General features: G+C 53.1%; 3 protein-coding genes. All 3 read right to left on the minus strand.

Going from position 1 to position 3733, the window contains the following annotated elements:
• Nucleotides 1-134 precede the first annotated feature (134 nt).
• Nucleotides 135-2066, minus strand: a complete 1932-nt coding sequence (locus PN477_RS04305) for an ABC-F family ATP-binding cassette domain-containing protein (RefSeq protein WP_272118625.1) — start codon at nt 2064-2066, stop codon at nt 135-137.
• A 170-nt stretch (nt 2067-2236) separates the two neighbouring features.
• Complete coding sequence (locus PN477_RS04310) at nt 2237-2707, minus strand: cupin domain-containing protein (RefSeq protein WP_272118627.1); 471 nt, start codon at nt 2705-2707, stop codon at nt 2237-2239.
• 94 nt (nt 2708-2801) lie between these two features.
• Nucleotides 2802-3569, minus strand: a complete 768-nt coding sequence (locus PN477_RS04315; RefSeq protein ID WP_272118629.1) for a cysteine hydrolase family protein — start codon at nt 3567-3569, stop codon at nt 2802-2804.
• Nucleotides 3570-3733 lie beyond the last annotated feature (164 nt).

Here is a 3733-nt window from a genome sequence, read left to right on the forward strand (position 1 = left end):
ATCCTGCCGGATTCCGTCTATGACTCCCTCTATCGGGAACTGCAAGACCTCGAACAGCATTGGCACGGCAACGAAGCCACACCCGACACCCCCACCGCCGATCAGTAAATCCAGCCAGTGCCCCCCATGAGGACTTATTGCTCTAGTTCTGCGAGGGCTAACCATCGCTCTGTGACCTGATCAATGGTTGCGGTGAGGGTGGCGAGTTCATCGGTGAGGGATTGCAGTTGATTGTAGTCGGCGGGGGGATTGGTGTAGATTTTGTCTTCTAACGTGGCTTTTTGGGCTTCGAGTTCGGGGATTTTGGTTTCGAGTTCGGCGAGTTCACGGCGTTGGTAGTTGGAAAGGCGGCGGGATGAGGTGGCGTTCTTGTTCGGGTCGGGTGAGGATTTCGCGGGGGATTGGGCTGGGGATGGGATGAGGGCGGCGGCTTCTTTGGCGATCGCAGCTTCGGCCCGTTTGTAATCGAGATAGACCGAATAATTACCGGGATATTGCCGCAGCGTCCCCCCCGCTTCGAGGGCGAAAATAAACTCCACCGTCCGGTCTAAAAAGTAGCGATCGTGGGACACACAAATCACGCAGCCATTAAAGGTTTCGAGGTAGTCTTCTAATACGCCGAGGGTTTGCACATCTAGATCATTGGTCGGTTCATCGAGGATTAGCACATTGGGGGCGGTCATTAAAATTTTGAGTAAAAACAGCCGCCGCTTTTCACCCCCTGATAGTTTATGAATCGGGGCATATTGTTGATCGGATGGGAAGAGAAACCGCTCTAACATTTGTGAGGCGGTGATCGTTGTGCCATCGCTGGTTTTGACGAGTTCGGCACTGTCTTTGATGTATTCGATCACCCGCTGATTCTCTTCTTTGGCGGTGATCATACTTTCGGAATGTTGATCAAAGTAGCCAAAATGGATCGTGCTGCCGATGTCTACCGTGCCGGAATCGGGGGGAATGCGACCGGTAATAATGTTCATCAGGGTGGATTTTCCCGCGCCATTGCCGCCGATAATCCCGATGCGATCGCTGGGCCCAAATTCATAGGAAAAGTTCTGAATTAAGGTGCGATCGCCATAGGATTTACTCACCGCCACCAGTTCGATCACCTTCTTGCCAATCCGCCGCCCCGGAGTATCAATACTGACATTACTATTGGCGGTTTTAAAGGTGGTGTTTTGCATTTCGCCAATGCGATCAATGCGGGCTTTTTGCTTCGTGCTGCGGGCTTTTGGGCCGCGTTTGAGCCATTCCAATTCTCGCCGGAGGATGCCTTGATACTTGCGTTGACTGCTGGCCGCCGAATCCTCGGCGAGGGCTTTTTTCTCTAGATAATAGGCATAATTGCCGTCGTAGCTGTAGAGGTCGGCGCGATCGATTTCTAAAATGCGGTTGGTGACGCGATCGAGGAAGTAGCGATCGTGGGTGATCAGCAACAATGCACCGCGAAATTGGGTGAGGTAGTCTTGCAACCATTCGACGGATTCGGCATCAAGGTGGTTGGTGGGTTCGTCCATCAGGAGCAGATCCGGATCGGCGAGGAGGGCAGTGGCGAGGGCGATGCGCTTGCGATAGCCGCCGGATAAATCGCCCACCCGCGCTTCAAAGTCATCAATCCCCAACCGACTGAGGATAATTTTGGCGTTGGTTTCTAGTTCCCACGCCCCGATCGCATCCATCTGTTCGCTGACGGTGGCGAGGCGACTCATGAGGCGATCGAGGTCATCCCCGGCGGCGTGGGCCATCCGATGGGAAAGGTCTTCATATTCCCGCACCAATCCCATGGCGTTGCTGCTGTCGGCGAAGACTTGGTCTAATACGGTGAGGTTGGGGTCAATGTCGGGCTGTTGGGGCAGATAGACGACGCGGGCCCCGGATTTGAGGATGCGATCGCCCCCATCGAACGGCTCCAACCCCGCGATCATCTTTAAAAAGGTCGATTTTCCCGACCCATTCACCCCAATCAGCCCAACCTTTTCACCCGCCTCAATGCTGCAACTGGCCTCGCGAAGAATGTCTTTAATGCCAAAATCTTTGTGGACAGCCTGAAGCGTCAGAATACTCATGAAATCGTAGGCGGAGGGTCACTGTCCAGTATCTCATGTCCGCCGAAATCCCGCCGCTTCGCTGCCATGATTCAGCTTTGCCAGGGATTTCAATCCCTGGCTCAGAGCGAAAGGAGGCTAAAGCCTACTGAATTATGATTAGAAGCCTATCCCACTCGATCAAGTCTTGCTCATCCACCTACGCGATCAAAACGGCCCAATACCTGCATATCTTCTTCATCTAATTCCACCGGAATCCCACTCCGAATTAACTCCGCAAAATCTTCATTTGGTACCATAAAACAGAGGGCATAGAGTCGCCCATCTCCCGTATTATGGACTTCATGAATTCCCGTCGGTGGCACTAGCAAACTATCTCCCGCCCGAATCGGAACCTGCTTACCATCACAGAGTGCAAACCCTTCCCCTTTCAACACAAAAAACATTTCTAGGGCAATATTGTGACGGTTCGGGGGTGTTTTCCCACCGGGATCAAAAATCTCCACACAGAATGTTAACGACATCGAGGCAATGTCTGGATCAAAGACGATCGCGAGTCGATTCGTATCCTGGGGACTGATGCGATAGGCTTGGTAATCGCGGGGCGACTTCACCACGGGAATCACACAATGGTCACTGGTTGCGGCGAGTAAGTCGGTCATGGGTGGGTGAGGGGTTAAGGGTGTAGATGGCCGATACCGCTAGGGTAGCGTGTTTGATCCAAAACGATGGAGGGCGATCGCATCTTTTAAGCTTTTACACCATGACCTCTAAAAATGCTGTGGAATTCGTCACAAACCCAAAGCATTGATTCACGTTATAGAGTGTTGCTTGGGTGCAAAATTCCGGGGAGGTGGTGGCGGCGCAGTCTTGCAAAAGAATGCAGTCGTAATTGAGAAAGGCGGCATCTTGTAACGTCGCCATCACACATTGATCAAGATTCACCCCCGCAAAGAGCACGGTGGTGCGGCCCAGATTTTTCAAAATACTATCGAGGGGCGTATCCCAAAACCCACTCATGCGATATTTATCGACGCGAATATCTTCAGGATCGGGGGTCAATTCATCCACCACCGCCGCCGCCCAGCTACCGGCTTCGAGGACGGGGGCTTGATTTTTTGGCAGGCGATCGCCAAGGCCGATGCTGTCGCCCGTAGGGTTATACACATGGCGGGTGGCGGCGCTGATGTTGAGGAGGTCGGGACGGTTGCCCCAGTTGACCCAAAGGATGGGGACATGGTGCGATCGCAGTTGGGGTAAAAACCGCTGCAAGGGTGCGATCGGCTCACGAGCGGGCATGATATCCACGCCAATCCCCGCCAGCCACCCATCGGGATGACAAAAATCATTCTGCATATCAATCACCAAAAGAGCAGTTTTGGCAAGATCCAGCCGCAGGGTTTTGGAGTGGGTCGGAACGGTGATGATCTGGGGTGATAATGCAGGACGGCTCAGATCCGCTGTTTCCGCATCAACACGCCACGCATTGGGCGGCGTTCCTAAAATTTTCAGTGAGTCAGACATGAGCGATCGCTGTACTCCTCATTGATCATCGAAAATTTGGGTAGAAACCCCGTCCTTCTAGGACGGCTTGATGTTAGTATAATCCTTGGTCAACGACCCACCCGAGACGATGGATCAGACAGCCTACACGAGCGAAGTCCAGTTGTACTGGCGGCGCAGCAAAA

This window comes from Spirulina subsalsa CS-330 (assembly GCF_028330765.1).
Lineage (GTDB): Bacteria > Cyanobacteriota > Cyanobacteriia > Cyanobacteriales > Spirulinaceae > Spirulina > Spirulina subsalsa_A.

What these genes read in the sequence shown, in the direction of transcription:
- PN477_RS04305 (WP_272118625.1), bottom strand. Translation starts at nt 2,066, where the DNA reads ATGAGTATTCTGACGCTTCAGGCTGTCCACAAAGATTTTGGCATTAAA.
- PN477_RS04310 (WP_272118627.1), bottom strand. Translation starts at nt 2,707, where the DNA reads ATGACCGACTTACTCGCCGCAACCAGTGACCATTGTGTGATTCCCGTG.
- PN477_RS04315 (WP_272118629.1), bottom strand. Translation starts at nt 3,569, where the DNA reads ATGTCTGACTCACTGAAAATTTTAGGAACGCCGCCCAATGCGTGGCGT.